The sequence below is a fragment of the Veillonella sp. ICM51a genome, assembly GCF_000524355.1.
GTDB lineage: Bacteria > Bacillota > Negativicutes > Veillonellales > Veillonellaceae > Veillonella > Veillonella atypica.
In genome coordinates this window covers 1-3,182 of record NZ_JAPX01000008.1, presented here as the reverse complement: position 1 = coordinate 3,182, position 3,182 = coordinate 1, and the positions used below count along the sequence as shown (strand labels likewise).

The 3,182-nt window shown below is 29.3% G+C and carries 5 protein-coding genes; all 5 read left to right on the top strand.

Annotation, left to right across the window (positions count from 1 at the left end):
- Positions 1-203: 203 nt before the first annotated feature.
- The 5 genes from HMPREF1504_RS01010 to HMPREF1504_RS00995 all read left to right on the top strand — a co-directional run bounded on the left by HMPREF1504_RS01010 (position 204) and on the right by HMPREF1504_RS00995 (position 2,824).
- Complete coding sequence (locus tag HMPREF1504_RS01010; RefSeq protein ID WP_232203308.1) at positions 204-467, top strand: hypothetical protein; 264 nt, start codon at positions 204-206, stop codon at positions 465-467.
- A 308-nt stretch (positions 468-775) separates the two neighbouring features.
- A complete protein-coding gene (locus HMPREF1504_RS01005; protein ID WP_038122720.1) occupies positions 776-1,525 on the top strand; it encodes a hypothetical protein in 750 nt (249 codons plus the stop codon).
- 5 nt (positions 1,526-1,530) lie between these two features.
- Positions 1,531-1,692, top strand: coding sequence for a hypothetical protein (locus HMPREF1504_RS10350; protein ID WP_156919360.1), 162 nt, complete (start codon positions 1,531-1,533; stop codon positions 1,690-1,692).
- Positions 1,693-2,181, top strand: coding sequence for a hypothetical protein (locus HMPREF1504_RS01000; RefSeq protein WP_038122719.1), 489 nt, complete (start codon positions 1,693-1,695; stop codon positions 2,179-2,181). It begins immediately after the preceding gene.
- Between the two features lie 223 nt (positions 2,182-2,404).
- Positions 2,405-2,824 (top strand): hypothetical protein, encoded by a 420-nt coding sequence (locus tag HMPREF1504_RS00995; protein ID WP_038122717.1) that lies wholly within the window; start codon positions 2,405-2,407, stop codon positions 2,822-2,824.
- Positions 2,825-3,182 lie beyond the last annotated feature (358 nt).

Sequence of the window (3,182 nt, the reverse complement as noted above, 5' to 3'; positions counted from 1 at the left end):
TACGAAACCATATGCAACAGAAGGAATAACTGTACATTGTACATCGTCAAAATTGTACATTCTTATATTGACATTTACAGTATATTATTACTGACTTTTACAAATGGAATCCATACTATTAGCTATGCGGTAATCGTAATAATTAATGAATAGTTATATAGGTAAAGTTATTCAGAAATGTATTAGTGGAGTTAGGAGAGATTATGAACGCTGGACGTATCTTATGTAGTATTTTACTTGGTATGTATGCAATATATATTATACGGAATAATACAATAACTATTGCAGGCGCAAATACTAAGAGAAGTCTTCTTCTTACGATGATACAATTAGGTCAATTATTGATGATTGAATTAATGGTTATTTTTGGGGGGAGGATTTTACATGGTTTTTCTATTTTTTCGTTAATACTTGCAGTCCTTCTTTGGGGAGAAATGTTTGCATTAAAGCAAAATCTCAATGAATAATTTATGTGCAAGAAAGGGAAAAGCTATGGCATTAGTATTATAGGAAAAGGTCGAATTGCTGTGTCTGTAGGGCAGAGCATTTTACTAATCTTATTAGCGATTTTTGGTCGGTAAAATTTCTTCCGTATAGGGGGATTAATTTATCTTTTGGCCGTTATAGGGATTTATAAAAAGATGATACATTACCATATACAGAGTACTTTAGTTTAAGGTATTTTTTAGTTTAATCTGGTTGTGATTGAGATATTTCGACAAAAAAAAACGAGGCTATTGTTAAGTTTTATTATTTAGCTTGGTAGAGAGTTTATATGAAAAAAGCTTATATTTTTATAGTGATAGCTATTGTAAGTCTTGGTATAGCTATATATCATCATTATCATCAAGTGGCCCATAATAATATAGTTGTTTCCACACAGTCTCATGAATTAGTAGACACCTCAATTGATGAATCGATTTCTAATCGAATTTTAGCAGTATATCCAACTGAATCTTACTATTACTATTTAGGCTACGATGGAATTGGTCGCTATGATATTAAAAATCATATTTTAGATGTATTAGAGTTCGAGGTTTATGGTGATGAGAGTGGTCCTTTTAAAACTTATCATCCTAAATCTAAGATAGTTGTTAATAGGAAGAATAAACTATCTGATTTTTCAAAAGAAGATTTAGATAATTTTGAAAAAATGTTAATGAATTCTGAGCGTGGTGCACAATACTTTAATAAACGATGGTACCGTTCTGGTTATGAAGCCACTTTTTTGGATTTAGATAATCATCTTATTATTACGAATGATGTGCGAGGTGTAAAAGATACACCTACTAAAATTTTAATATTTAATGTGAGTGGCTTTATTATCATTGATAAAGAAACCAATGATATGCAAGTTTATTTTGATGAAAGTATTGCGGGTAAAAAAGCTAGAGATTCAGCTGTTTCAATCTTAAAACATGTTTATGGAGAACATCTGATAATTCTAAATAGTATAGATCAAATTGAAGAGAATGAGAGAAATATTTTGTTGCAACTAAGAGATCAATACATTAGTAAAAAATAATTTGCGTGAGCGTAGTTAGTGATAAGGTTAAATTTAGATCAAGTGATAATTATAAAGGTATTTTGTGGATGTTTAACCCCATTGGTGTAGAATGGCAACAAAGTGGTGCTATTGCAACAACTAATGCATATGTAGAATTCCAAATGGAAGTAGAGGTTAATAAGTAGATGTGGAAAAAGAGATTACTGATAATTAGTATATTAGGAAATATTCTTTCTCTGTTTTTAATTGGTATCTATTTTTTAGTGAATTCCTGGTTTTTTCATGCTGAATTAGGAAGTATAGTTGGTATAAAGCCTGATTATCTGATTCAGTTAAATAATGAAGGCGTTTTGTATGACTATAGACAAATGATAAGTATTGCCTCTGGTATAAGGTCATACAAATTGATAAACTCCTTAGAATCAGATAATTATTATATATACAAATCAATTTATAATCATCAGATTTTTATTGGTCAAGTTGATCAAATTCATCAAAAATATATTATTTATGATGGGTATTTAGATCACTATATATTTGTGAACCTTGAATTTGATATTGATAAAAAACAATATGAGGATTTTATTGGAAGAATAAAGGTAATAGATGGTTATGAAAATGTTCCTATAAGATATCGTAAGTTAATTGAAAATGGCAACTGGGAACATCTTTAATTCATTTTTAACTGGCATAGGTAAATTGAATTAGGTCTAGAATTATGTTTAAGAAATTTAGTAGCTAAGGGCAATTCTGCGCTTGCGTGAGAGAATAAGCCTATGCTTATGAAAAAAGCAAAAAAAGATTTTCGTTTTGTAATAACTATATTGGTTATATTTTAACTGAAATTATTTTTAATGCTATAAAGAAGATATTAAGACTAGACTTAGGTTGGTGAGTATGACTAGAAGTTATTTTAAATTGAATAGGATTCCATTTGTAGTTAAACTTTATATTGGATTTGTCTTATTGGTATTCCTATTAATGGGTATTACGTATTTACATGCGTATATTAAAAGGCCAGAGCAAATGCAAAGTCTTCAATTGTATGAGCAAAAATTAGAAACCATATCCTCAAAAAAAGTAAATGAAGAGTATTATGTATCTGGCAGAGCATCTCAAAATAATAATCTTGAAATTACATATGACTTTGTTACAATTGACGATGTTAAAGAGATACTATCAAAACAAAATATAGGTTGGAACGAGATAAGCAAAAATCGTATAGTTGGACACGATTATGATACTAATGTTTATATCGAACTATTTAAAGAACGAGGTTCTAATAAAGTGATTGTAATATTACAAAAAAGAAACTAGAATTTTCTTACGATAACAAATGATTTGTAGTACTTATTGATGTTTATACTAGTCATATGTATTTAGTATTGGGAAATTTTTATATTAGATATAGTTTCTGTGTATGCTAAGAAAATATCGTTAATGAAAAGGGCCGCAATTCAATTATTGGTGCCCGTTCGAGTTATTCATTATAATTTTGTTTCTATAGCATTAGAAGACATTTTTTAGTCTGTAGTTGATTGCGATGAGTGGACACAGGGTAGTACTCTTGTTAGCGACAGTACTATACGTATTACAGCTCGTGATACTGAGCAAAGTGGTATTCATGTAACTGGTGAAACGGTACAAGCTAAAAACCTAGTATTAGATAGTGCTA